The 25,577-nt window shown below is 70.9% G+C and carries 20 protein-coding genes; 15 read left to right on the top strand and 5 right to left on the bottom strand.

Going from position 1 to position 25,577, the window contains the following annotated elements:
* The first annotated feature begins 2 nt into the window (after positions 1-2).
* From DSC45_RS03645 to DSC45_RS03615, 7 genes are all read left to right on the top strand, one after another.
* Complete coding sequence (locus DSC45_RS03645) at positions 3-1,076, top strand: sugar ABC transporter substrate-binding protein (protein ID WP_119287040.1); 1,074 nt, start codon at positions 3-5, stop codon at positions 1,074-1,076.
* The gene (locus DSC45_RS03640) at positions 1,073-2,575 is read left to right on the top strand and encodes a sugar ABC transporter ATP-binding protein (protein WP_119287038.1); all 1,503 of its coding nucleotides are present in this window, start codon (positions 1,073-1,075) and stop codon (positions 2,573-2,575) included. Before DSC45_RS03645 ends, DSC45_RS03640 begins: the two co-directional genes overlap by 4 nt.
* Positions 2,568-3,611: an ABC transporter permease gene (locus tag DSC45_RS03635; protein ID WP_240434440.1), complete on the top strand. Its 1,044-nt coding sequence runs from the start codon at positions 2,568-2,570 to the stop codon at positions 3,609-3,611. The genes DSC45_RS03640 and DSC45_RS03635 overlap by 8 nt, the downstream gene beginning before the upstream one ends.
* 68 nt (positions 3,612-3,679) lie before the next feature.
* Positions 3,680-5,020: an L-fuconate dehydratase gene (locus DSC45_RS03630; protein WP_119287653.1), complete on the top strand. Its 1,341-nt coding sequence runs from the start codon at positions 3,680-3,682 to the stop codon at positions 5,018-5,020.
* Entirely contained in the window at positions 5,017-5,784 is a 768-nt protein-coding gene (locus DSC45_RS03625) for an SDR family NAD(P)-dependent oxidoreductase (protein WP_119287037.1), read from the top strand. The genes DSC45_RS03630 and DSC45_RS03625 overlap by 4 nt, the downstream gene beginning before the upstream one ends.
* Entirely contained in the window at positions 5,781-6,839 is a 1,059-nt protein-coding gene (locus DSC45_RS03620) for an aldo/keto reductase (protein WP_119287035.1), read from the top strand. The genes DSC45_RS03625 and DSC45_RS03620 overlap by 4 nt, the downstream gene beginning before the upstream one ends.
* 53 nt (positions 6,840-6,892) lie before the next feature.
* A complete protein-coding gene (locus DSC45_RS03615) occupies positions 6,893-7,780 on the top strand; it encodes an amidohydrolase family protein (RefSeq protein WP_119287033.1) in 888 nt (295 codons plus the stop codon).
* On the opposite strand, the gene DSC45_RS03610 is transcribed toward DSC45_RS03615, so the two are convergent.
* On the bottom strand, positions 7,768-9,222 hold the full coding sequence (locus tag DSC45_RS03610; RefSeq protein WP_119287032.1) for a lipase maturation factor family protein: 1,455 nt from the start codon (positions 9,220-9,222) through the stop codon (positions 7,768-7,770). The genes DSC45_RS03615 and DSC45_RS03610 overlap by 13 nt on opposite strands.
* 125 nt (positions 9,223-9,347) lie before the next feature.
* Here DSC45_RS03610 and DSC45_RS03605 point away from each other — a divergent pair, with 125 nt between their 5' ends.
* The 6 genes from DSC45_RS03605 (at position 9,348) to DSC45_RS03580 (ending at position 17,170) form a co-directional block, all read left to right on the top strand.
* Positions 9,348-10,583 (top strand): DUF6777 domain-containing protein, encoded by a 1,236-nt coding sequence (locus DSC45_RS03605; protein ID WP_162929113.1) that lies wholly within the window; start codon positions 9,348-9,350, stop codon positions 10,581-10,583.
* Positions 10,584-10,709: 126 nt separating this feature from the next.
* Positions 10,710-12,773, top strand: a complete 2,064-nt coding sequence (locus DSC45_RS03600) for a SpoIIE family protein phosphatase (RefSeq protein WP_119287029.1) — start codon at positions 10,710-10,712, stop codon at positions 12,771-12,773.
* A 123-nt stretch (positions 12,774-12,896) separates the two neighbouring features.
* The gene (locus DSC45_RS03595; RefSeq protein ID WP_119287027.1) at positions 12,897-13,661 is read left to right on the top strand and encodes a LytR/AlgR family response regulator transcription factor; all 765 of its coding nucleotides are present in this window, start codon (positions 12,897-12,899) and stop codon (positions 13,659-13,661) included.
* 112 nt (positions 13,662-13,773) lie between these two features.
* Positions 13,774-14,178: a hypothetical protein gene (locus tag DSC45_RS03590; RefSeq protein WP_162929112.1), complete on the top strand. Its 405-nt coding sequence runs from the start codon at positions 13,774-13,776 to the stop codon at positions 14,176-14,178.
* Positions 14,179-14,183: 5 nt separating this feature from the next.
* Positions 14,184-15,962: a sodium/solute symporter gene (locus DSC45_RS03585; RefSeq protein WP_119287025.1), complete on the top strand. Its 1,779-nt coding sequence runs from the start codon at positions 14,184-14,186 to the stop codon at positions 15,960-15,962.
* Positions 15,959-17,170 (top strand): sensor histidine kinase, encoded by a 1,212-nt coding sequence (locus DSC45_RS03580; RefSeq protein ID WP_119287023.1) that lies wholly within the window; start codon positions 15,959-15,961, stop codon positions 17,168-17,170. The genes DSC45_RS03585 and DSC45_RS03580 overlap by 4 nt, the downstream gene beginning before the upstream one ends.
* A 31-nt stretch (positions 17,171-17,201) precedes the next feature.
* On the opposite strand, the gene DSC45_RS03575 is transcribed toward DSC45_RS03580, so the two are convergent.
* Positions 17,202-17,720: a hypothetical protein gene (locus DSC45_RS03575; protein WP_119287021.1), complete on the bottom strand. Its 519-nt coding sequence runs from the start codon at positions 17,718-17,720 to the stop codon at positions 17,202-17,204.
* A gap of 141 nt (positions 17,721-17,861) precedes the next feature.
* Entirely contained in the window at positions 17,862-18,434 is a 573-nt protein-coding gene (locus DSC45_RS03570; protein WP_346426642.1) for a sigma-70 family RNA polymerase sigma factor, read from the bottom strand.
* A 225-nt stretch (positions 18,435-18,659) separates the two neighbouring features.
* Here DSC45_RS03570 and DSC45_RS03565 point away from each other — a divergent pair, with 225 nt between their 5' ends.
* Positions 18,660-19,910, top strand: coding sequence for a CapA family protein (locus tag DSC45_RS03565; RefSeq protein ID WP_119287020.1), 1,251 nt, complete (start codon positions 18,660-18,662; stop codon positions 19,908-19,910).
* Between the two features lie 87 nt (positions 19,911-19,997).
* Here DSC45_RS03565 and DSC45_RS03560 read toward each other — a convergent pair whose 3' ends face one another.
* Together DSC45_RS03560 and DSC45_RS03555 are read right to left on the bottom strand one after the other, a co-directional pair.
* A complete protein-coding gene (locus DSC45_RS03560) occupies positions 19,998-21,455 on the bottom strand; it encodes an amino acid permease (protein WP_119287018.1) in 1,458 nt (485 codons plus the stop codon).
* 105 nt (positions 21,456-21,560) lie between these two features.
* Positions 21,561-22,022: a universal stress protein gene (locus DSC45_RS03555; protein WP_119287016.1), complete on the bottom strand. Its 462-nt coding sequence runs from the start codon at positions 22,020-22,022 to the stop codon at positions 21,561-21,563.
* 93 nt (positions 22,023-22,115) lie between these two features.
* Here DSC45_RS03555 and lysX point away from each other — a divergent pair, with 93 nt between their 5' ends.
* A complete protein-coding gene (gene lysX, locus DSC45_RS03550) occupies positions 22,116-25,463 on the top strand; it encodes a bifunctional lysylphosphatidylglycerol synthetase/lysine--tRNA ligase LysX (protein WP_119287015.1) in 3,348 nt (1,115 codons plus the stop codon).
* Positions 25,464-25,577 lie beyond the last annotated feature (114 nt).

The following is a 25,577-nucleotide window of genomic DNA, read 5'->3' as shown; positions in this document are numbered from 1 at the left end:
GTATGGTCGGCAGAACTGTGCGAATCAGCCCACGGGCCGTGCGCGTCACGGCAGCGGCGCTCGGAGCCGCCCTGCTACTCGCGGCGTGCGGCAGCACCAAGGACACCGGCGCCTCACCGGGCTCGGGAGGCAAGGACGGCGAGGGCGGCAGGGTCGGAGTGATCCTGCCGCTGCTGACCTCGCCCTTCTGGCAGTCGTACAACGACTACGTGCCGAAGATGGCGAAGTCCCAGGGAGTCGACGCCCTCAAGACCGTCAACTCCAACAGCGACTCGTCGCAGCAGATCACCGACATCAACAACCAGCTCAACCAGGGCGTCGCCGGCCTCGTCGTGGCTCCTTTGGACAGTGCCGCCGTCTCCGCCGGACTCGACCAGGCCGAACGCAAGGGTGTGCCCGTCGTCGCCGTCGACGTGGCGCCCGAGGAGGGCAAGGTCGCGATGGTGGTCCGCGCCAACAATGTCGCCTACGGGCAGAAGGCCTGCGCATTCCTCGGCGGACAGGTCAAGAGCGGCAAGGTCGTCCAGGTCATGGGAGATCTGGCGTCCGTCAACGGCCGGGAACGCTCCGAGGCGTTCCGCTCCTGCGTGAAGAAGAAGTACCCGGACCTCAAGGTCCTGGAGATCCCCGCCAAATGGGAGTCGGACACCGCCGCGTCCAAGCTGGACACGCTGCTCAACGCCAACCCCGACATCAAAGGCATCTACCTGCAGGCGGGCGGCGTCTACCTCGCACCCACCCTGCAGACCCTGAAGTCCAAGGGGATGCTCAAGAAGGCCGGCACGAAGGGCCACATCTCGATCGTGTCGAACGACGGCATCCCGCAGGAGTTCGACGCCATCCGCAAGGGCCAGATCGACGTCACGGTCTCCCAGCCGGCGGACGCGTATGCCGAGTACGGCATGCACTACATCAAGGCCGCGATGGCGGGGAAGACCTTCAAACCCGGTCCCACCGACCACGGTTCGAAGATCGTGAAGCTGCCGAACGGTCTCCTCGAGGACCAGTTGCCGGCCCCGCTGGTGACCAGGAAGAACGTCGACGACTCCGATCTGTGGGGAAACACCGTCGAATGAGTACTCCGTCCATCCCCCTGGTGGAGGCGGAGGGCGTCGCCAAACGGTACGGACCCACCGTCGCCCTGCAGGACGGCCGCATCGCCGTCATGCCCGGTGAGTCCCACGCCCTCGTCGGCCGCAACGGCGCGGGCAAGTCCACGCTCGTGAACATTCTGACCGGACTGCAGGCCCCCGACGAGGGTGCCGTCCGCTTCGACGGCGGCCCCGCTCCTGCTCTCGCCGACCGTGACGCCTGGCGCACCAAGGTGGCCTGCGTCTACCAGAAACCCACCGTCGTACCCGAACTCACCGTCGCGGAGAACCTGTTCATCAACCGCCAGCCGACGGGCCGCGGCGGCCTCATCAACTGGCGGGTACTGCACGAGCAGGCCGCCGAGGTCCTCGCCACCTGGGACGTACACGTCGACCCGGACGCCCGCACCGCCGAACTCCGCGTCGAGGACCGGCAGATGGTGGAGATCGCCCGGGCCCTGAGCTTCGGCGCGCGCTTCATCATCCTCGACGAGCCGACCGCGCAGCTCGACAAACGGGAGATCGAGCGGCTCTTCGGCCGGATGCGTTCGCTGCAGGAATCCGGGGTGACGTTCTTGTTCATCTCGCACCACCTGCAGGAGGTCTACGAGGTCTGTCAGACCGTGACCGTACTGCGCGACGCACGCTGGATCACCACCGCGCCGGTGGCCGAACTCCCGCGCGCAGAGCTGGTGGAGGCGATGGCGGGCGAAGCGTTCACCGGCAGCGCGGCGAGGCCGACGGCAGCGCTGGACGACGCCCCCGAACTCCTCACCGTGTCGGGTCTCACCGCAGAGGCGTACGCCGACATCTCGTTCGCCGTCCGCGGGGGAGAGGTCGTCGGGCTCGCCGGGATCAGCGGCAGCGGCAAGACCGAGCTGGCCGAGAGTCTCGCCGGACTGCACACCCCGACGTCGGGCACAGCCCAACTCGACGGAAAGCAGCTGCCGTTCGGCGACGTGCCGGCCACCCTGAGAGCCGGCGTCGGGTGCGTACCGCGTGACCGGCACGACCAGGGACTCGTCCCCGGCATGACGATCGGGGACAACGCGACCATGATGGTCCTGTCCCGGCTCGGACGGTACGGATTCGTGGGCACCGAGCGGCGCGCGACGTTCGCGGACGGACTGATCGACCGCCTGGACATCCACACGGAAGGCCCCCACCAGCCCGTGTCCGACCTGTCCGGCGGCAACGCCCAGAAGGTGGTGATGGCCAGAGCGCTCGCCTCCGACCCCCGGCTCCTCGTCCTCGTCAACCCGACCGCGGGCGTGGACGTGAAGTCCAAGGAGTCACTGCTCGCGCACATGGACAGCTGCCGGGAGGACGGCACGGCCGTACTGGTGGTCTCCGACGAACTCGACGACCTGCGCCGCTGCGACCGGGTGCTCGTCCTCTTCCACGGCCGGATCGTCGACGAACACCCGGCGGGCTGGCACGACCACGAGCTGATCGCCTCCATCGAAGGAGTGGACCATGGCTGACACCAAGGCCGCGGCGGCCTCGGTCACGGCGGGCCACACCGGCAAACACCAGCAGAGCGGTCGTGGCGGTCGCTCCGTACTGCTGCGCCGGGCCCGTGAACTCGCGCTCGTTCCGGCTCTGTTGCTGCTGCTCGTGCTCGGGGCGCTGCTCAACGACTCGTTCCTGACCGAGCGTAATCTCATCTCCATTCTCGGCGCCTCCGCCGCACTCGCCATGGTGGTGCTCGCCGAGGCACTGGTGCTGATCACCGGGAAGTTCGACCTGTCGCTCGAATCGGTCGTCGGGATCGCGCCGGCCGTCGGTGCGCTGCTCGTGCTGCCCGCCGCCCAGGCCGGATTCGGCACCGAACTGCCCGCTGTGGTCGCGGTGTCGGCGATCCTCCTGGTCGGCGCGGTGATCGGCGCGTTCAACGGCGTTCTGGTCGTCAAGCTCAAGCTCAACGCCTTCATCGTCACGCTCGCCATGCTGATCGTGCTGCGCGGACTGCTCGTCGGCGCCACCGAGGGCAAGACCCTCTTCGGGATGCCCGACTCCTTCTACACCCTCGCCACCACCACGTTCCTCACCATCCCGATGTCGGTGTGGCTGGCCGCGGCGGCGTTCGGCCTCGCGGGACTCGTCCTCAAGTACCACCGGGTCGGCCGCGCGCTCTACGCGATCGGCGGCAACCCCGAGGCGGCCCGCGCCGCCGGTATCCGAGTGGAGCGGGTGATGCTCGGCGTCTTCGTGACCGCAGGAGTCCTCGCCGCGCTCGGCGGCCTGATCCAGACCGGGTACGTCGGTGCCATCAACGCCAACCAGGGCCAGAACATGATCTTCACCGTGTTCGCGGCCGCGGTGATCGGCGGGATCAGTCTGGACGGCGGCAAGGGCACCATGTTCGGCGCACTCACCGGTGTACTGCTGCTCGGCGTCGTACAGAACCTGCTCACGCTGGCCCAGGTGCCGTCGTTCTGGATCCAGGCCATCTACGGCGGCATCATCCTCGTCGCCCTGATGATCGCCCGCGTCACCACCGGCCGCGCACAGGACTGACCTGCGCCTTCCCCGAGAGGGACCCCTTGACTTCCACCGCATCGTCCGGGACCGCCGCGTCCGCCACCGTGCCGTCGGGCATCGCCCGCGTCACCGCCGTGCAGACGTACGACATCCGCTTCCCCACCTCGCGGGAGCTCGACGGGTCCGACGCCATGAACCCGGACCCCGACTACTCCGCCGCCTATGTGGTGCTGCGCACCGACTCGCCCGACGGGCACGAGGGCCACGGCTTCTCGTTCACCATCGGACGCGGCAACGAGATACAGGTCGCCGCCATCGAAGCCCTGCGCCCGCACCTCCTGGGGCGCCCCCTCGACGCCCTCTGCGCCGACCCGGGTTCACTGAACCGCGACCTGACGGGCGACAGTCAACTCCGTTGGCTGGGGCCGGAGAAGGGCGTGATGCACATGGCGATCGGCGCCGTGATGAACGCCGTCTGGGACCTGGCCGCCAAGCGCGCGGAGCGGCCGCTGTGGCAACTGCTCGCCGAGGCCGACCCGGCCTGGCTGGCGTCCCAGATCGACTTCCGCTACATCACCGACGCACTGACCCCTGACGAAGCCCTCGACATGCTGCGGCGCGGCAAGGACGGAGCCGCCGACCGCATCCGGAACCTCCACGAGCGCGGCTACCCCGCGTACACGACATCGCCCGGCTGGCTCGGCTACTCCGACCAGAAGCTCACCCGGCTCGCTACCGAGGCCGTCGCCGACGGCTTCACCCAGATCAAGCTCAAGGTCGGCGCGGACCTCGACGACGACCTGCGAAGAATGCGCACCGCCCGCTCCGCCGTAGGCGACGGCATCCGCATCGCCGTCGACGCCAACCAGCGGTGGAACGTCGACGAGGCAATCCGCTGGACCCGCGCCCTCAGCCCCTACGACCCGTACTGGATCGAGGAGCCCACCAGCCCCGACGACGTCCTCGGCCACGCGGCCATCCGACGCGCCGTCGCACCGGTCCAGGTCGCCACCGGCGAGCACGTACAGAACCGCATCGTCTTCAAACAGCTGCTGCAGGCCGGCGCCATCGACGTCCTGCAGATCGACGCCGCCCGGGTCGGCGGAGTGAACGAGAACCTCGCGATCCTCCTCCTCGCCGCCAAGTTCGACGTCCCCGTCTGCCCGCACGCCGGCGGCGTGGGACTGTGCGAACTCGTCCAGCACCTCTCGATGTTCGACTACGTGGCACTCACCGGCACCACCGAGAACCGGGTCATCGAGTACGTCGACCACCTGCACGAGAACTTCCTCGACCCGGTCACCCTGCGCGACGGCCACTATCTGCCGCCCACCGCGCCCGGATTCTCCGCCGCGATGCGGCCGGAGACCCTCACCGAGTTCCTCTTCCCCGGCGGTACCTGCTGGGCGACTCCCGAGGCCAGTCAGAACGGAGCAGGCGCATGACGACCGCAGCATCCGAGTACGAGGGACTCAGGGCCCTGGTCACCGGCGGAGCATCCGGCATCGGACGGGCCACCGCCGACCTGCTCGCCGCCCGTGGCTCGACGGTGACCGTCCTCGACCTGGACACCGCCGGCGTGGCCGAGCACCTGCTCGCCCGCCGCGCCGACGTCACCGACGACGCCCGCGTACGTGCCGCGGTGACCTCGGCCGCAGCGCAGATGGGCGGCCTGGACATCCTCGTCAACAACGCGGGCATCGGAGCCCAGGGCACCGTCGAGGACAACGACGACGAGCAGTGGCACCGTGTCCTGGACGTCAACGTCCTCGGCATCGTGCGTACCACCCGCGCCGCCCTGCCCTACCTCCGGGACTCCCGCCACGCCGCCGTGGTCAACACCTGCTCCATCGCGGCCACGGCAGGACTGCCGCAACGCGCCCTCTACAGCGCCTCCAAGGGCGCCGTACTCTCCCTCACCCTGGCCATGGCGGCCGACCACATCCGGGAGGGGATCCGGGTGAACTGCGTGAACCCCGGCACCGCGGACACCCCCTGGATCGGCCGTCTCCTCGACGCCGCGCCGGACCCGGAGGCCGAACGCGCCGCCCTCGCGGCACGCCAGCCCACCGGACGCCTGGTCACCGCGGACGAAGTGGCCGGAGCCATCGCCTATCTGGCGAGCCCGGCCTCCGGCGCCACGACCGGCGCCTCGCTCGCGGTGGACGGCGGAATGCAAGGACTCAGGCTGCGCCCCGCACAGTCATGACGTGCGGACCACCTACCGAAGCGCCGCCGGGCGGCCACCCCGCCGCCGAGCGCACCCGGCTCGGCGCCGGCCCGGTGCGGCCCACCCGGCTGTCCTTCGGAGCCGCGGCACTCGCGGGCCTCTACACGGAGGTCGGCGACGAACAGGCCGCCGCTGCCGTCGACGCGGCCTGGGACGCGGGCATCCGCTCCTACGACACCGCGCCGCACTACGGCGTGGGCCTGTCCGAGCGGCGACTGGGGGCAGCCCTGCGCGGGCGCGACCGGGACTCGTTCGTGGTGTCCACCAAGGTCGGCCGCCTCCTGGTGGAGCAGCCACCGCCGTACGGCGACGACCTGGCGCACGGCTTCGCGGCCCCGGCGACGCACCGCCGGGTCTGGGACTTCAGCGCCGACGGCGTGCGCCGCAGTCTCGAGGAGAGTCTCGGCCGCCTCGGACTCGACCGGGTCGATCTGGTGTACCTCCACGACCCCGACGATCATGCCGAACAGGCCTTCGCCGAGGCCTACCCGGCCCTGGAGGAGCTGCGCGACGAGGGCATGGTCGGCGCCATCGGCGCGGGCATGAACCAGACGCGCATGCTCACCCGATTCGTCCGGGACACCGACGTCGACACGGTGCTGTGCGCCGGCAGGTACACCCTGCTCGACCCGAGCGCCCTGGCCGACCTGCTGCCCACGGCGGCCGCCCGAGGCAGGAGCGTGGTGATCGGCGGCGTCTTCAACTCCGGGCTGCTCGCCGACCCCGCCCCCGGCACCACCTACGACTACGCCGAGGCGCCCCGGGAAGTGCTGGTCCGCGCCTTACGCATGAAGGAGGCGGCGCACCGGCACGGCACCACACTGCGGGCGGCGGCCCTCGCCTTCCCGTTCGGCCACCCTGCCGTCGCCTCGGTACTCGTCGGCGCGCGCTCCGCGGCCGAAGTGGCCGACGCGGTAAGGGGGTTCCAGCGCCCCGTGCCGACCGCACTGTGGGACGAACTGCGCGCAGAGGGCCTGCTCGCACCGGACGTCCCGGTACCCACGGCCCCCGCCGTCCCACCCTGCGGGGCATGACGAAGCCCGAACCGGCCCGCCCCCCGACGAGACCGACAGGAGCCGCGCGAACCATGGCCGACCCCACGGAGCGTGCACCCGCCTCAGTCCGTAGACCCGCCTCGGTCGTGGACGCGCACCACCATGTCTGGGACCTGTCCGTGCGGGACCAGGAGTGGATCGCCGGGCCCGAACTCGCCCCGATCCGCCGCGACTTCACGATCGAGGAGATGGAGCCCGCCGCACGGGCCGCCGGAGTCGTGGCGAGCGTCCTCGTGCAGACCGTCACCGTCGCCGACGAGACCCCCGAACTTCTGGCCGTCGCCGTACGCAACGACCTGGTCGCCGGAGTCGTGGGCTGGACCGACCTCACCGCCCCCGCCGTTGCCGACGAGCTCCACAGGCTGCGCCAACTGACCGGTGGGCAACACCTGGTGAGCGTCCGTCACCAGGTGCAGGGCGAGCCCGACCCGGACTGGCTGCTGCGCCCGGACGTCCGGCGCGGCCTCGAGGCGGTGGCCGCGGCCGGACTCGCGTACGACCTGGTGGTACTCCCGCACCAGCTCCCTGCCTGCACCGAGGTCGCCCGACGCCACCCGCGACTCACCTTCGTACTCGACCACTTGGGCAAGCCGCCGATCGCCGCAGGGGCCCGCACCCCCTGGGCCACGGACATCGGGGCCCTCGCGGCGCTCCCCAACACCGTCTGCAAACTGTCCGGCATGGTCACCGAAGCCGATCCCGCTGCCTGGACCACGGCGGACCTCGCGCCGTACGCGGACACTGTTCTCGAGGCTTTCGGCCCTCGGCGCCTGATGTTCGGCTCGGACTGGCCGGTGTGCACGCTGGCTGCCGGATACGAGGAAGTACTGGATGCCGCAGACGAGTTGACCGGGCAGTTGACGGACGCGGAACGGGCGGAGGTGTTCTCCGGCACGGCCCGGCGCGCTTACGGGCTCTGAGGAGGCCGGGCGTCCGCGGGTGGAGCGGTGGTGTCGAGGCGGGTCGGCGGCAGGAAGACGCGCAAGTGGTCCCGATGCCACCAGGCTCCCGTGGACCGCAGTTCACGCCAGGTGGTGAATCGGTACCGGCAGAGGCGAGCGCGCACATACGTCGGCGGCCCGTCGGGAAACGGATTGTGGCGCAGCAGGCGCAGGACGTCCCGGTCGCCCTCGAGCAACCGCTCGACGAATCCGCCGAACCACGGCTCCGCGTAGCGCGGACTCAACGCCGCGAACCACATCATCCAGTCGAGCCGCAGATGGTACGGGGCGAACTGCCGTGGCAGCCGCCGTACTTCACCGGGCTTGCCACGGAATCCGTACTCCCGCCAGTCCGCGTCGTCGGTCGGTGGGCGAGGCCGGTCCGTGCCCTCCACCACGATCTCGTGGCGCACCCGACCGACCGTGCCGAAGGCGCCGTAGGTGTTGACCAGGTGGAGCGAGTCGAAGGAGCGGTTCATCACCTGCCGGCGGGACAGCAGGTTGCGAACTGGACGGATGCTGAGCGCGAGGATCAGGCCCGTCACGCACAGGACGACGATCTCGTACCAGAGAGGCGGGGCGTCGAGGGTGGGTGGCGGGCCGGCGAGCGGGGTGTAGTCGATCGCGGAGGCGGCGAGCGCGATGGTCAGCCAGTTGAGCCAGGCGAAGTTGCCGGACAGGACCAGCCACAGCTGGGTGACGACGACGATTCCGGCGGCCACCGAGGCGACCGGCTGGGGCGTCAGGATCAGGAACGGGACCAGGAGCTGCGTGACGTGGTTCGCGGCCACCTCCATCCGGTGCACCGGCTTCGGGAGCCGGTGGAAGAACCAGCTCAGCGGGCCAGGCATGGGCTGTGTCTCGTGATGGAAGTCCAAGCAGGTCAGCTGCCGCCAGCAGGGATCGCCGCGCCACTTGATCAGGCCCGCGCCGAACTCGACCCGGAACAGCAGCCAGCGCAGCAGCCAGAGCACCAGGACCGGTGGGGCGACATGGGACGGGCCGAGGAACACGGCAAGGAACCCGGCTTCGAGGAGCAGTGACTCCCAGCCGAATCCGTACCAGGTCTGCCCGACGTTCACGATGGACAGGTACAGAACCCAGGGCACGGCCCAGAGGGTCATCGCCGCGGCCGGCGGCAGGTCGCCGTCCAGGCCTGCGAGGAGCACTGCCGCGCAGGCCGCGCCGGTCCACGCGCACAGCGCGAACAGCCGGTCCGAGTAGTGCAGTTGGAACAGGCTCGGGGCCCGACGGAAGGGCACCCCGGCGACGAGGCGGGGGACCGGCAGCATCCCGCGCTCGCCGATCAGCGCCCGGAACTGCAGGGCCGCACCCACGAACGCGACGAGGTACACCGCGGCGAGGGCCCGCTGGAAGACCAGCCGGGCCGGCCAGTACTCGGGCGCAGAGAACCACTCCACGCCCCCAGTGTGACTCCGCAGGCGCTCGCTCGGCTTGCGGGCCGGTCGGACACGCCTCAGACAATGGTGGACGAACAAGGACGACAGGACATGAACGCCCCGAATTGAACTGGGAGTGCGGTGTGATGCGACCGACGAGGCGGAGAGCCAAAGCCTTCGCCATACCCACGGCCCTCGCGGCGAGCGCCGCCTTCGCCCTCGCCGGTTGCTCGGCCGGTGGACAGACCGGCGTGGCCGCCGCCTCCGACCAGGAACTGTTCCTGGAGCCGGTGGCCGCGGAGGGTTCGGACCCGTTCACCGACTCCACCGCCGCGCAGTCAGCGACACCGCCCCCCGTCACCCGATCGCCGCAACCGAACGATTCGGGTACGTCGAACCAGGAGGGCACGCGCAGCCTCTCCGGAGACACCCCCGGGCTCTACGGCGGAACCAAGTCCGTGAGCAGCTGCGATGTCGAGAAGCAGATCCGCTATCTGACGGCCCACTCCGCGAAGGCCACGGCGTTCGCCGAGACCGTGGGGATCAGCTCGTCCGAGGTGACCGGCTACCTGCGCGGGCTCACGCCCGTCCAGCTGCGCGCCGACACTCGGATCACCAACCACGGCTTCCGGTCCGGGAGTGCGAACGCCTTCCAGTCGGTGATGCAGGCCGGCACCGCGGTCCTGGTGGACAACCGCGGGCTGCCCCGGGTGCGCTGCGCCTGCGGCAATCCGCTGACCCCGCCGGTGCAGCTCAACGGCAGCCCGCGCCACCAGGGCAAGCAGTGGCCGGGGTATCAGGTGAACCAGGTCGTGGTGATCAACCAGTCGACCCAGGTGATCAACAACATCACCCTCGTCAACGTCACCAACAACACCTGGATCGAGCGCCCCATCGGCGACGACGGCCGCCGCGACAAGCCGGTCCCGCCGCCGTCGCCGACCCCGGACGACGACCCGACCGATCCGGACGACGACACCACGGAGCCGGACGACGACACCACGGAGCCGGACGACGACACCACCGGTCCGGACGACCAGTCCACCGACCCGGACGACGACACCACCGATCCGGACGACTCGACGGACCCGGACGACCCGGACGCGTCGGTGAACCCGGACGACCCCACGGCGACCGACGACCCGGACCAGCAGGACTCCGACGGGCAGAGCGACCCCGACGGCCTGGACGACCAGGAAAGCCCCGACGCGCAGGACGACAGCCCCGCCCCGGACGAATCCGCGGACCGGAGCCCCGACGGAACCACGGACCAGAACTCCCCGGCCGACTGCCCGACGGTGCTGCCCACCGGGCCCGACGGAGCCGCCCTGCCGATCCCGGACGGCTGCCCGACACCGCAACCCGGCGCCGGCCGGAGCTGATCCGCACGGGCCCGGGACCTCCACGCCGTCGGCTGCCGACAGCCGCGTCCGCGAGGCGGTCCCGGGCCACTGTCTCCAACATCGGCAAATGTCGAAAAAGGGTACGAATGGTGGCAAGGTGGCCACATGGTTGATCGGGGAGCGAGCGCCCTGGCATTCCCGGACGACTGGCCCCTGGACCCGGATCCGATCCTGGCGCTCAACCGGATGGGCACCTTCGACTGGGACCTCGTCACAGGTCTCATGCACATCGACGCCCAGGCACGCGAGATCTTCGACCTCACCGAGGAGGAGTACGACGGACGCCCGCTGTCCCTGGCCGACCGCGTGCCGCCGGCCGACGGGCACCGTCTGGACGGCATGGTGTCCCGCGCCCTGAAGAACGGGAGCGAGAACTACGGCGCGTACTTCCGCGTCCGCCGGCGGGACGGAACTCTGCGGTGGACCCACACCCAGGGCTGCATCCGCCGCGACGACGCCGGAGTCCCGCGCCGCATCATCGGCATCGTCCGGGACGCCACCCAGGAGCTCAGCGACACCGAGGCCCGGCTGGAGACGGACGCCCAGCGCCGCCGCCACACCAGCGTCGTCCAGGCGACCGCGGCCGCCCTCGCCCACGCCCGTACCGTGCAGGACGTCATCGACGTGCTCAGCGACGCGCAGGGCATCTCCCGCTTCGGCCCGGCCAGCCTGGTCGTCGGCCTCGTGGAGTCCGGCAGGATCCGCCTCGTCGCAGACGGGCCGCAGGGTGCCTACGTGGAGGGGACCGCGATCACCCGTATCGAGGAGCCGTACCCGATGGGTGACGTGGTGCGCACCATGGCGCCGCGGTTCATCGAGAGCAGCGACGACTTCGCCGAGTCGTACCCGATCCTGTGGCCGCACATCGCCCACCTGGAGATCACCGCCGCCGCGTATCTGCCGCTGATCGCCCAGGCGAGACCCATAGGCGCGATCGGACTCCTCTACACCGGGAAGACCGGCTTCACACCCGAGGAGCGGACGCTGCTGGTCGCGCTCTGCAGCTCCATCGCCCAGAGCCTGCAGCGCGCGATGCTCTTCGAGCAGGAGAAGGACCTGGCGCAGGGCCTCCAGCAGGCGATGCTGCCCCGCACCATCCCGGACGTCCCCGGCGCGGACATCGCGGTGCGCTACCGCTCGGCCCGGGAGGGGAGGGACGTCGGCGGTGACTGGTACGACGTCATCCCCCTGCCCGGCGGCAAGGTCGGAGCCGTCATCGGCGACGTCCAGGGGCACGACACCCACGCGGCCGCCGTCATGGGACAGCTGCGCATCGTCCTCAAGGCGTACGCCGCCGAGGGCCACAACCCGGCGACCGTGATGGCCCGGGCCTCCACCTTCCTGCACGAGCTCGACACCGACCGCTTCGCAACGTGCCTGTACGCCGAGGCCGAACTCTCCACCGGAGTCGTGCAGTTCGTCCGGGCCGGACACATCGATCCGCTGCTGCGCGGCACGGACGGCGGCTGCCGTCGGCTGCCCGTGGACGGCGCCATGCCGCTCGGCCTCTCCGCCGAGTTCGGCCGGCTCGAGTACCCGGTGACGACCGTGGAGCTCGACCCCGGGCAGACCCTGGTGATGTGCACGGACGGTCTTGTCGAGGAGCCGGGTGCCGACCTGGACGACGGTCTGCAGCGACTGACCTCGCTGGTGGGCTCCGGCCCCGCGGACCTGACGGAACTGGCGGACCTCCTGTGCGGCTCGGACGAGGCGGCCTCTGGGCTCGACGACGCCGCGCTGCTGCTCCTGCGCCGCCGCCTGACCGACGCACCGCAGTCCGGCGGACGGCTGCAGCAGCACGTCGGTCCCACCGACCCCGAGGCGCTCACCGAGGCCCGGCACATGATCCGCGCCGCGGTTCGCGCCTGGGGTGCGGGCGAGAGCGCGGACGAGATCGAACTGGTCGCGGACGAACTCATCACCAACGCGCTGATACACACGGAAGGTGCCGCCATCGTCACGCTGCGGGTGCTCGCCGGGGCCGAACGCCGGCTGCGCATCGAGGTGGAGGACACCTCCAGTGCCTTGCCCCGGCGGCGCGAAGCGGGGGAGTCGGGAGTGTCGGGCCGTGGGCTGCTGCTGGTGGACCAGCTCGCGGAGGTGTGGGGCGTGGAGTCGCGGGGGTCCGGGAAATGCGTGTGGTGCGAGTTCACGATTCCGGCGCGCTGAGGCGCGGGCCCCGCGCGAGGCAGGCGGTCAGGCACCGCTCGCGGCAGGCGGTCAGGCACCGCTCATCCGCTCCACGCCCACCAGCATTGGCCGGGGACTGCCGACCACATACACTCCAGCCGCATGCTGCGCGTACTGGCCGTCGACGACGAAGAACCCGCCCTCGCCGAGCTGCTCTACCTGCTGCGCGCCGATCCACGGATCGGCAGTGCCGAGGGGGCCACGGACGCCAACCAGGCCCTGCGCCGTATCGGCCGGGCGCTCGAGGCGGGTCCCGACAGCGCCGACACCGTCGACGTACTCTTCCTCGACATCCAGATGGCGGGCCTCACCGGACTCGACGTCGCCCGGCTGATCGCCGGATTCGCCAGCCCGCCGCTGATCGTCTTCGTCACCGCGCACGAGGACTTCGCCGTGCAGGCCTTCGACCTCAAGGCCGTCGACTACGTGCTCAAGCCGGTCCGCACGGAGCGGCTCGCCGAGGCGGTACGCCGCGTCGCCGAACAGGTCGACGCGCGCGAGACCCGGGCCGTGCGCCCGGTACCCGCCACCACCGTCGAGAGCATTCCCGTGGAACTCGGTGGCGTGACCCGGATCGTGGCCGTGTCCGACATCGCCTACGCCGAGGCGCAGGGCGACTACGCCCGACTGCACACCGGCGAGGAGAGCCACCTGGTGCGGGTGCCGCTCGCCACGCTCGAGGAACGCTGGCAGCAGCACGGCTTCGTACGCATCCACCGGCGTCATCTGGTCGCCCTGCACCGTATCGACGAACTCCGCCTGGACGCGGGCAGTATGAGCGTCCGGATAGGCGACGCGGAACTCGCCGTGTCCCGGCGCCACGCCCCACGGCTGCGGGAGCTCCTCATGCGCCCCAGCGGCACCTGACCCGGCCACCCCGAGCGCCTGCGGCGAACGGCCGCCGACCGCCCGCTGACCAGCCCGTTCGTTATGGGCCAGGCCTTCCGCCGCAGCCGGGATGCCCCGTACACTCCTGGCCGTGTCCGCAGAGCCAGCGCCCCGACGTGAGGTGGTGACCGGGGAGCCGCGCCGGGTGCACCGGCTGCCCGGGCACCCGACCCAGTCCGAGATCGACGAACAGACCACACTCGGCGCCGCCTATGTCCGGTCCCTGATGCGCAGTCAACTCCGGGCAGGGCTCACCGCGTTCGGCTTCCTGGCGCTCACCGTCGTGACACTGCCCCTGTTCTTCGACGCCCTCGGCAACGCCTCCGTGGTCTGGATCGTCCTCGGCTTCGCCTGCTACCCGGTCCTGGTCGGCATCGCCTGGTGGTACGTGCACCGAGCCGAGCGCAACGAGAGCGACTTCGCCCGCCTGGTGCACGGGGTGCACGGACCCGAGCAGGCGTCCGGCCGCCCGGCCGGGCCGGCGGAAGGCGACTGACCGTCGTGCCGCAGTCGTACGCGATCACCGCGGTCGCCCTCGTGGTCCTCGCCACCGTCCTCATCGGCGGCTTCGGCCTGCGCATCTCGCGCACCACCTCGGACTTCTACGTCGCCTCGCGGACCGTCGGCCCCCGCCTCAACGCGGCCGCCATCAGCGGCGAGTACCTCTCCGCCGCATCCTTCCTCGGCATCGCGGGCCTGCTCCTGCTGCACGGCCCCGACATGCTCTGGTACCCGGTCGGATACACGGCCGGATACCTCGTCCTGCTCGTCTTCGTCGCCGCGCCCCTGCGCCGGTCCGGCGCCTACACCCTCCCAGACTTCGCCGAGGGCCGCCTCGAATCACGGCAGGTCCGGCTGTTGGTGAGCATGCTGGTCGTGGGAGTCGGCTGGCTGTATCTCACGCCCCAACTACAGGGCGCGGGGCTGACGTTGGAGATTCTCACCGGGGCGCCGCGTTGGTTCGGTGGCACTCTCGTGGCGGTGGTGGTGGTCGTCTCGGTCGCGGCCGGCGGCATGCGCAGCATCACCTTCGTCCAGGCCTTCCAGTACTGGCTCAAGCTCACCGCACTCCTCGTACCCGCCCTGTTCCTGGTGCTCGCCTGGCAGGGCGAGGGCAGTCCCGGCACCGAGTTCGACGAGCCCGCCCGCTTCCGCGAACAGCGCACCGTCCGCATCCAGGACACGGTCGACATGAAACTCGGTGCACCGCTCACCGTCCGCGCCGACGGCGTCGTGGACGACCGCCGGCACGAAGGCGACACGGTGCACCTCGACGAGGGCACGCATCGCATCGCGGGCGGCACCCGGCTCACCTTCCCCGAGGGCGGTGAAGTGCCGCGCCGCGAGCCGGGATCCGCCGACAGTGTCAGCCAGCCGCTCGCCACCAGCCGCGCCGACCATCCGCTGTACGCCACGTACGGGCTGATCGTCGCCACCTTCCTCGGCACCATGGGCCTCCCGCACGTCGTCGTCCGCTTCTACACCAGCCCCAACGGCCGTGCCGCACGCCGCACCACCGTCGTCGTACTCGGCCTGATCGGCGCCTTCTACCTGCTGCCACCGCTGTACGGGGCACTCGGCCGGATGTACGCCCCCGAGCTCAGCCTTAGCCAACAGGCGGACGCAGCAGTCCTGTTGATGCCCGAACGACTCGTCTCCGGGATCGGCGGCGACCTCCTGGGTGCCCTGATCGCCGGAGGTGCCTTCGCCGCCTTCCTGTCCACGGCCTCCGGCCTCACCATGGCGGTCGCCGGAGTCCTCACGCAGGACGTGCTGCCGTCCCGCGGAGTGCGCCACTTCCGTCTGGCCACCGCACTGGCCATGCTCGTGCCGCTGGCCGGAGCGCTGCTCGTCACCGGAGTGCCGGTGGCGGACGCCGTGGGCATGGCGTTCGCCGTATCCGCATCGTCCTTCTGCCCGCTGCTCGTCCTCGGCATCTGGTGGCGCGGACTCACCCCGCCCGGTGCCCTCGCGGGCCTGCTCCTCGGCGGCGGCTCGGCGCTGGTCGCCGTCACGCTGACGGTCACCGGCCTGGCCGGATCCGGCTGGCTGCACACCCTGCTCGCCTGGCCCGCGGTCTGGTCCGTGCCGGTCGGCTTCCTCGCCATGGTGCTCGTCTCCCTGGCCACCCGCTCCAGCGTCCCGCCGCACACCAGCGCCACCATGACCCGGCTGCACCTGCCCGAGTCGCTCAGCGTCCAGGAGACCGCCGCCGCGGCCGAGGGAGCCGACGGCGCCGCCCCGGCGGCCGCGCCCGCCGCCGAACGGAGGGCCCGATGACCGGCACCGCGGCTGCCGTGCTGCTCGCCCTGTGCCCGCTGCTCCTCGCGGGCGGCTTCCTGCTCGGCCGCCGTACCGCCCACCCCGCGGGACACAGCGACGTCGGCACGCCCGTCGAGCGCGCCACGTTCGAGACCCTGCACACCGCCTCGCTCGCCGCGCCGCCGCTGCGCGCCGGGCTGACCGAGGACACCGCGCGCAAGGCGGCGGGCCGGCTGCGCACGCTGCTCGGCACCGACGCCCTCTGCCTGACCAACCGGAGCGTCGTCCTCGCCTGGGACGGCACGGGAGACCAGCACGGCGACCCGGTCATGGACCAGCTCTCCACCCTGCTCGACTCCGGACGGGGCGCCGCCTTCGACTGCTCCTGCGGTGACCTCGACTGCCCACGCCGGTGGGGGGTGGCCGCGCCGATCATCGTCGACCACCGGGTGCTCGGCGCCCTGGTCGCCTACGCGCCACGGGAGTCGGCCGTGCTGGCCAGAGCCACCGAGGAAGTCGCCCGCTGGGTGTCCGTACAGCTGGAACTGGCCGAGCTCGACCGCTCGCGCACCCGGGTCATCGAGGCGGAGATCAAGGCCCTGCGGGCGCAGATCTCACCGCATTTCGTGTTCAACTCGCTCGCGGCGATCGCGTCCTTCGTCCGCACCGACCCGGAGCGGGCACGCGAACTGCTTCTGGAATTCGCCGACTTCACCCGCTACTCGTTCCGGACGCACGGCGACTTCACCACTCTCGCCGACGAGTTGCACTCGATCGACCAGTATCTGGCCCTGGTACGGGCCCGCTTCGGCGAGCGGCTCTCCGTGACGCTGCAGGTGGCCCCCGAAGTGCTGCCGGTCGCGCTGCCGTTCCTGTGTCTGCAGCCGCTGGTGGAGAACGCCGTGAAGCACGGCCTCGAAGGTGCCGTCACCCGCAGCCGTATCACCATCCGGGCGGAGGACGCGGGGGCGGAGGCGCTGGTCGTCATCGAGGACGACGGGGTGGGCATGGTGCCTGAGCGGCTGCGCCGCATCCTGCGGGGCGAGGGCGGGCCCACCGCGGGCATCGGCCTGTCGAACGTCGACGAGCGGCTGCGGACCGTCTTCGGCGATGCCTACGGACTGGTCATCGAGACCGGGCGCGGGGCGGGCATGAAGATCACCGTCAGGATCCCCAAGTACCGTGCGGGCGTGCACTCTTCACCGTCCTCGCACCAGGACGGCTGACGGGGCGTCCGGTCGCGGCGCAGAGCCGGTGTCAGAACAGATGGATCGCCAAGTGGCCCAGGGGGAGCCCCAGTTGCCATGCGGGCGTCCACACGTGCGACTCCTCCGCCTCCTCCTCGTCGGGCTGCGGACCGCCCTCGTGGAGTACGGCGTCCAGGTCGGGCGCGAGCAGCTCCGTCTCCTCGAGCCAGCGCCAGGCGGCCTGTGCGAGCGCGAGATCGGGCTCGGCGCCACCGGTCGTGGCGGCCTCGGCCTCCAGCACGTCCAGGCGCTCGCGTACCCAGTCCTGCCACGGGCGGTCGTACGCCGTCAGGGAGAGCCAGGTGTCCAGCTGGGTGATGACCCGGATGCCCGCCAACTCGCCCTCGGCGTCGGACAGGAAGATGGTCAGGGCCAGCGCCTCGCGCCCCGCGCGGTACTCGAAGGACGTGGGCGGCATCAGATCGCCGGTGCGCAGCAGCTCCTCGGCGATGTACTCGGCGTACAACCACGCCATCGGCACGGTCAGTTCGCCGGGTCCGCCGGCGCCGTCTCTGTTCGTGTGCTGCATCGTGCACCCTTCCTCCGGCCCCTCCAGTCCGTGTGCGGACGAGGGTTCCGGCCCTCACCCGAGTAAACGGCTGGGATCAGCCGATTACTCAACGGGGCGGCGAGCAAGGGACTTTGCGGAGGCTTGACCCGGTGGCCGGTTTCAATGCAGGTCGCCCGAGTAACCCGGGAGAACTCGTCGCAGTGCGCGCAACGCGTAGTACGCACGGGACTTCACGGTACCCGGCGGGATGTCCAGAGCGGCGGCCGCCTCCGCGGTGCTCGCATCGCGGAAGTACACCTGATGGAGGACGGCCCGATGCTCCGGGCTGAGGGTTTGTACGGCGTCGCGTACATCGAGGACCGCTGCCGATCGCTCCGCGTGGTCGGCGCAGGCAGGCGTGCGGTCAAGGGACGCGCCGTCGACCTCGGTGGGGCGGGAGAGCCGCGCGCGCCGTGCGTCGATCGCGAGCCGGCGGCCGACCGTGAAGAGCCAGGGCCGTACCGAGCCGTTTTCCGGAGCCAGTGCTTCCGGGTGCTGCCAGACGCGCAGCAGAGTCTCCTGTACGAGATCCTCGGCGCGCTGCCGGTCCCCGCTGGTGAGCCGGAGCAGGAACGTGAACAGTGCGGCACCGTGCTCGCGCTGCAGCTCGGCGAGTACCCGTTCTTCCGTGTGGCGCCCCGTCGGTGGGCCCGCGGGGCGCGTGCTGCCGTGGTCCTGGATCGCCGTCGTCATGGCCGTATGGCAGCGCACCCGCCGGGCTGCGCACATATGCCGTGCAGCCGTGTGCGGCGGGCGGTCGAAGCCGTCGGCGAATGGTGCGGCGAACGGGCCACCGGCCACGCAACTGGATGTAGAAGATCCTATTTCGAGTGTCTTGCTCGGTATTGCGGCTTGACTCCTTAAATGCCCGAATGTGAATTCGTACGGCCGCTATTCCCGAACGACGGAGACTGGCCGATGACGCAGCGCAGCACGGGCAACGGGGACATCAAGGACCGGCCAGGTGGTGCACCCCGGGGCAGGGCCGCCCTCGCGGCCCTGCTCCTCGCCGCGGCCGCGACGGCCTGCGCGACGGACGACGGCGCCCCGCAAACCGCTCCGAAGACCCCGGAGGCAAGCGGCAAGGCCACCCGGACCCCCGGCCCGGCGCAGTCCGCCGCGGGCGGACACGGCAGCCGCCCCGGCGGCTTCACGCTGGTCGCCAGCGGTGACGTCCTGCCGCACGACTCGGTCATCCGCCGCGCATCCGTCGACGCCGGCGGCGACGGATACGACTTCCGCCCGATGCTCGCCGGAGCCAAGCCCGTCGTCTCGAAGGCCGACGTGGCGATCTGCCACATGGAGACCGTCTACGGCGAGAACGGCGCCTACACCGGCTACCCCACCTTCAAATCGCCCCCCGAGGTCGCGACCGCTCTCGGCGATGCCGGATACGACTCCTGCTCCACCGCGTCCAACCACACCCTGGACGACGGCGCCGCAGGCGTGCGCCGAACCCTCGACGCCCTGGACGGTGCGGGCGTCCGGCACACCGGTTCGGCCCGCTCGGCGAACGAGGCCCAGCGCCCGGCCCTGATGGACGCCGGCGGAGCCAAGGTCGCCCACCTGGCGTACACCTACGGCACCAACGGCGCCCCGCTGCCCGCCGGGCAGCCCTGGGCCGTCAACCGCCTGGACGCCGAGAAGGTCGTGGCCGACGCCAAGGCGGCCCGGCGGGCAGGCGCCGACGTCGTGGTCGTCAGCCCGCACTGGGGCACCGAGTGGCAGGACGAGCCGGACGCCCGCCAACTCGCCCTCGCCGAGCAGCTCACCGCAGCCAAGACCGAAGGCCGCCCCGACATCGACCTGATCATCGGCACCCACGCCCACGTCCCGCAGGCCTACGAGAAAGTCAACGGGACCTGGGTGGTCTACGGCATGGGCGACCAGATCGCGGGCGCCATGATCAATCACGCCGGAGAGCAGGACCCCCGCGGCAACCAGAGCTCGATGGGCCGCTTCACCTTCGCCCCGCCCGCGCAGCCCGGCGAACGCTGGACGGTACGCCGGGCCGAGTTCCTGCCCATGGGGTTCGACCCGGACGCGGGGCGCGTGACGAACCTGGGCGGCGATGCCGGCGACGCCGACCTCGCCGGCATCCGCGACCGTATCCAGCAGGTCGTTCTCGGCCGCGGCGCCGGCAAGCAGGGCCTGGTCATGGGCAAGTGACCCCCCGGGCCGGGTACCACCCCGCCCCTACGCACCGCGGCCGCCCGGGAAACGGGCGGTCGCGCTGCGATGCGGTGCGGGTACGGATCAGGACTTGGGCGGCCGCTCGTCCCCGACCGGTCCAGGGCCACCCGGCACCCGGCTCCGGTTCATGGCCGAATGCCGGTACGAGTACGCGAAGTAGATGATCAGGCCGATCGCGAACCACACGGCGAACCGCGCCCAGGTCTGCCACTGCAGGAACGTGATCAGCCACAGCGAGAAGACCACGCCGATCGCCGGAACCACCGGCATGCCCGGGCACTTGAACGAGCGCGGCAGATCCGGCTGCCGGTACCTGAGCACGATCACCGCGATGCACACCACCACGAAGGCCAGCAGGATCCCGATGTTGGTCAGCTCCGCGGCCTCGCCGATCGGCAGGAAACCGGCGATCGCGGCGGACGCCACTCCGACGATCCAGGTGACCCTGGTCGGCACGTGATGCTTCGCGGAGGTCTTCGCGAACCACTTCGGCAGCAGCCCGTCGCGGCTCATCGAGAACCACACCCGGGTCACACCCAGCATGAACGTGAACATCACGGTGAGGATGCCGATGATCGCGCCGATCGCGATCACGTCCGCGAGACCGCCGAGCCCCACCGACTCGAAGGCCGTCGAGAACCCGCTCTCCGGGTCGACCTCCTTGTAGTTCTGCATGCCCGTCAGGACCAGGCAGGCCAGGACGTAGAGCACCATCGAGATGGCCAGCGAGTACATGATCGCCTTGGGCATGTGGCGCTGGGCGTCCTTGGACTCCTCGGCCGCCGTGCTCATCGCGTCATAGCCGAACACCGCGAAGAAGACGGTCGCGGCACCGGTGAACGCGCCGCCCACGCCGAACGGGAAGAACGGGTCGTAGTTCGTGGTCTCGATGTGGAACACACCCACCGCGATCACCACCAGGACGACCAGCACCTTGAGCACCACGACGACGGTCTCGAAGCGGGCCGCGTTCTTGATGCCGAGCGTGAGCAGATACGCGATGAGCAGGCAGAGCACCACCGCGAAGAGGTCGACCACATGTCCGTCGCCGGTCCCCGGGGCCCCGAGCATCCAGTCCGGCAGGTCGGCCCCCAAGGAATCGACCAGGAACCCGAAGTAGCCCGAGATCCCGATCGCCACCACCGCGACGATCGCGGTGTACTCGAGCAGCAGGTCCCAGCCGATGAACCAGCCCGCCAACTCGCCGAGCACCGCGTACCCGTAGGTGTACGCCGAACCGGCCTTCGGGATCATGCCCGCGAACTCGGCGTACGAGAACGCCGCCGCGGCACTGGCGACACCGGCGATCAGGAACGACAGCAGCACCGCCGGGCCCGCCGTGCCACTGGCGACCGCACCGGCGAGCGAGAAGACTCCGGCGCCGATGATGCCGCCGACACCGATGGCGGTGAGCTGCCACAGGCCGAGCGACTTGCTGAGCTGGCCCTCTTCTTGGCCCTCCTGGATCTGTTCGATCGGTTTGCGGCGCAGTACGCCCTGTCCGGCACGGAGCCTGGCCATCTGCTTCACCTCGTTGTGATCGGCGGACCCTGACGGCCGATCATGATGGACCCAACAGGCCGGTGACGGAAGAAGGCGCACCAAACGAGAGGTGAGGGGCGCGCTCTACGGCACGACGGTGACGGGCCAGCGTCCCGCCTTCACCAGTCGCACCGCGACCGAGCCGACGAAGCGGTGCCCGGCCTGCTCGGACGCGCCGACCACCACCGCGTCCGCGGTCAGGTCCTCGGCCGCGCTCACCAGGCCGCTGTAGGGGTCGCCGCGCAGCGTGTGGAACTGCCAGCGCACCTCGAAGGTGTCCTTCACCCGCTCGGCGCTGGCCCTGATCTCCGCGATCAGCGACTCGGCCACCTCGTCGGTGGTGTCCGTGACCGGCACACCGAGCGCGGCACTGGTCGCGAGTACCGGCTGTACGTAGACCATCGCGAGGAGGGCGCCCTGCCGACGGGCGAGTCCGGCCGCGTACGCCACGGCGCGCAGTGACGTGTCCGATCCGTCGACGCCGACGACGATGACCTTGGGGCCGTCGGTGCCCCGTTCGAACTGGTGGGGCTGCTGTTCCGTCACACGGGTGAGGCTAGTCCACGGGCCGCCCGCAGGGCAGTGCGCCCCCGCACGCTCGACGGGCGGGAAGCCGGTGCCGTTCCTAGAGTCGTGCCCATGAGTGCCGACATACGGGAATCCGAACCGCCTACCGCCCGGCGCGCGGAGCCGGGCGCGACCGGTACCTCACGCGGAGACCGGTTCCTGCATCAGGTGCCGGACGGATTCGCGACCTTCTTCGGCCTGCTCGCCGCGTACTGCGCGATCATCGCGATCATTCCGCCGCTCAGGCGACTGGTGAGGCCCGTCACCGAACTCCTGGACATGGCCACCGTCCCGGTCAGCGCGAACCTCGCGTACGCCGTGTTCTTGGTGCTGCTCGCCCTGGCCTGCGCCTCGCGCAAGACCATCGCCTGGCACATCCTCGTCTGGTACCTCGGCCTGCTGATCGCCGCGGACCTGTTGTGGATCGGCACCGGCCAGTGGACCGAGGTCATCGTCTCGCTGGTCGTCTGTCTGGCAGCACTCGTGCTGCTGATCCTGGCGCACCGCGAGTTCTACGCGGACGCCCGCCGCGGTGCCGTCCGGCGCGCACTCGGCGTCCTGCTCGCCGGACTCGTGGTCGCGACTCTGGTGGGCTGGGGACTCGTCGCGCTCTTCCCGGGCAGCCTGGCGCACGGGCAGCGACTCCTGTGGGCGCTGTCACGGGTGTGCGGCGGACTGGTGCCGATGGGCCGGTTCGACGGGGTGCCGCCGCGGCCGCTGTTCTTCTTCCTCGGTCTGTTCGGCGCGCTCGCGCTGCTCGCCGCCGTGGCCACACTCTTCCGTTCGCAGCGGATGGAGGCGGCGCTGCACGGCGACGAGGAGCCCAGGATCCGGGCGCTGCTCGGCGCCTACGGTGCACAGGACTCCCTCGGCTACTTCGCCACCCGCCGCGACAAGGCCGTGATCTTCGCCCCGAACGGCCGGGCCGCCGTCACCTACCGCGTCGAGGCCGGAGTCTGCCTGGCCAGCGGCGACCCGGTGGGCGAGCCCGCCTCCTGGGACCAGGCGATCACCGCCTGGCAAGACGCCGCTCAGCGCTACGCCTGGGCACCGGCCGTGATGGGCGCCTCCGAACTGGGCGCCAAGGCCTACGCCCGCGCCGGACTCGGCGCCCTGCAACTCGGCGACGAGGCGGTGCTGCACGTCGCGGGGTTCGACCTCGACGGCCGCGACATGCGCGTCACCCGGCAGGCGGTGAACCGCGTCGCCCGCACCGGCGCCACCTGTCGCATCCGCCGGCACGCGGCGCTCACCGACGCGGAGATGGAAGAGGTCATCGACAAGGCCGACGCCTGGCGGGACACCGAGACCGAGCGCGGCTTCTCGATGGCCCTCGACCGCCTCGGCGACCCGCAGGACGGCGACTGCCTGCTCGTCGAATGCCTCGACTCCGACGGGCGGCTGCTCGCACTGCTCTCGTTCGTGCCCTGGGGCAAGGACGGGGTCTCGCTCGACCTGATGCGCCGTGACCGGGCCGCCGCGCCGAACGGCGTGATGGAGTTCATGGTCTCCCAACTCTGCGCCCAAGCAGGCAAACTGGGGGTCCGTCACATCTCCCTGAACTTCGCGGTGTTCCGGGCCGTCTTCGAGGAGGGCGCCCGGATCGGCGCCGGCCCGGTCCTGCGCCTGTGGCGACGGATGCTGCTCTTCTTCTCCAAGTGGTGGCAGCTGGAGGCCCTTTACCGCTCCAACGCCAAGTACCAGCCCGACTGGTACCCGCGCTTCATCTGCTACGGCGACGCGGGCTCGCTCGCCCGCATCAGCCTGGCTTCCGCGATCGCCGAGGGCTTCGTCTCCGTACCCAGCATGCGCAAGCTCTGGGGCCGCGGGCACACCGCCCGCTTCACCGGCCCGCAGCCCGCCACCACCGAGGGCCTGCCGCCGATCGGTGAACTCGGCATCGGCGGCCCCGACACCGCCGCCGACCCGTTGGCCGCCCTCCCCGACCAGGTCCGTGTCCGGCACCGCAAACTGGAGCGGCTGCGCGAGCGCGGCATCGACCCGTACCCCGCAGGCATCGCCCCGCGCACCCATGCCCTGGCCGCGATCCGTGCCGAGCACGGCGCGATGCCCGCCGGCAGCCGTACGGGGGAGCAGGCCACTGTCGCCGGCCGGGTGATGATCGTCCGCAACTTCGGCGGTGTCGTCTTCGCAGTGCTGCGCGACTGGTCGGGTGATCTCCAACTCGCCTTCACCCGGGACGGTTCGGGCGCCGAGGTACTCGACCGCTTCACCGCGGACACCGACATCGGCGACCAGATCACCGCCACCGGCGAGATCGGCACCACCGAGCGCGGCGAACTCTCCGTGTTCGTCACCGGCTGGCAGCTCACCGCCAAATGCCTGCGCCCGCTGCCCGACAAGCGCCGCGGACTCACCGACCCCGAGGCCAAGGTGCGCCGCCGCTACGTCGACCTGATCGCGGCGCCCCCGTCCCGCGACACGGTCCGCGCCCGGTCGCGGGCCGTCCAGGCGCTGCGCCAGGGACTCCTCGAGCGCGATTACCTCGAGGTCGAGACGCCGATGCTCCAGCAGATCCACGGCGGCGCCAACGCCCGCCCGTTCACCACCCACATCAACGCCTACGACCTCGACCTGTATCTGCGCATCGCCCCCGAGCTCTATCTCAAGCGGCTCTGCGTCGGCGGTCTGGAGAAGGTCTTCGAGCTCGGCCGCACCTTCCGCAACGAGGGCGTCTCCTACAAGCACAACCCCGAGTTCACGATGCTGGAGGCCTACCAGGCCTTCGCCGACTACGACGTGATGCTCGACCTCACCCGCGAACTCATCCAGTCGGCCGCCGTCGCCGCCTTCGGTCGCCAGATCGCCCACCGGCCCGACGCCGACGGACGGCTGGTGGAGCACGACATCTCCGGCGACTGGCCGGTCAAGACGGTGTACGGAGCGATCTCCGAGGCACTCGGCGAGGAGATCGGCCCCGGCACCGAACTGCCCGTACTGCGCACCCTGTGCGACCGGGCCGACGTCCCGTACACACCGGACGACGGGCACGGCGAGGTGATCCTGGAGATGTACGAACGCCTCGTCGAGGAGAAGACCACCTCACCCGTCTTCTACAAGGACTTCCCGACGTCCGTCTCCCCGCTCACCCGCCAGCACCGCACCGACCCACGCCTCGCCGAACGCTGGGACCTGGTCGCCTTCGGCACCGAACTGGGCACCGCCTACACGGAGTTGACCGACCCCGTCGAACAACGCAGGCGACTCACCGAGCAGTCGCTGCTCGCCGCCGGCGGCGACCCCGAAGCGATGGAACTGGACGAGGACTTCCTCGACGCCCTCGAGTACGCGATGCCTCCCACCGGCGGGCTCGGGGTCGGGGTGGACCGGCTGGTCATGTTCCTCACCGGCCTCACCATCCGCGAGACCCTGCCGTTCCCGCTGGTACGCCGCCGCTGAGCCACCGGCGGTCATCGGTACTCCTACGCCCGCGCGCCCGTGCCCGCATCCCGGGACGGTCCCATCAGGTGCTTTCGTCCGCCGGACCGTGTTGATGAACGGCGGCGGGAGAGG

The sequence above is a fragment of the Streptomyces sp. YIM 130001 genome, assembly GCF_003574445.1.
Taxonomy (GTDB): domain Bacteria; phylum Actinomycetota; class Actinomycetes; order Streptomycetales; family Streptomycetaceae; genus Streptomyces.
This window is presented reverse-complemented; position numbering and strand designations above follow the sequence as displayed.